1 protein-coding gene is annotated in these 805 nt (G+C 68.0%); it reads left to right on the top strand.

Annotated features, from left to right (window positions below; all coding sequences use genetic code 11):
* Window positions 1-8: 8 nt before the first annotated feature.
* The coding region (locus A5757_RS19690; RefSeq protein ID WP_156618577.1) for a DUF222 domain-containing protein at window positions 9-805 on the top strand (797 nt) is incomplete at its 3' end.

Here is an 805-nt window from a genome sequence, read left to right as displayed (position 1 = left end):
TCGAAACTATGTTCGATACGGTGTTCGCGGGGCGAGACGACGCCGCGCTGATCGCTGTCATCGACCAGTCCGCCCGCGAGGAAGCGTTGGCCGGGGCGCGCAAGCTGGCCGCACTCGCCCAGCTGGTGCACCAGAGCGTGACGTTCGACGAGGAGTGCGACGACTGGGTGCACGACTCCTGGGCGAACACCGCCTCCGAGGTCGGGGCGGTGCTCAATATCGGGCACCGCAAAGCCTCGGCGCAGATGCGGATCGCCATCGCCCTGCGCGATCGACTCCCCAAGATCGCGGCGCTGTGCCTGCACGGCAGGCTCAGCGCCCGGATGATCTCCAAGATCACCTGGCACACCCAGTTCATCCTCGACCTCGACACCATGGCGCAGGTGGATGCGGCGCTGGCCGACAAAGTCGAACGCTGGGAACCACTCTCCGATGCGCGGCTGGGCACCGCGATCGACGCCCTGATCAACCGCTACGACCCCGACGCGGTCCGGCGCGCCAAAGACGCCATCAAAAACCGGACCTTGCGCATCGGCGCCCACGATGACCCCGACGCCCTGACCACCATCTGGGGTCAGATCCTCGGCTGTGAAGCCGCGGCCCTGGCCGCCCGCATCGCAGCCCTACTCACCGGCCTGTGCGATGAAGACCCCCGCAGCATCGACGAACGACGCTCGTGTGCGATGGGCGCCATCATCCTCGACCAACCCCTCCCGTGCCGATGCGGCTCCCCGACCTGCACGGCCACCGCACCGGACACCGCCCACATCGTCGTCAACATCCTGGCCGACCCCGCCGCGATCGA

Origin of the sequence: Mycobacterium sp. 852013-51886_SCH5428379, from assembly GCF_001665575.1 — a bacterium.
Lineage (GTDB): Bacteria > Actinomycetota > Actinomycetes > Mycobacteriales > Mycobacteriaceae > Mycobacterium.
The sequence above is the reverse complement of the archived record's forward strand: the minus strand, read 5'-3'. Positions and strand labels throughout refer to the sequence as shown.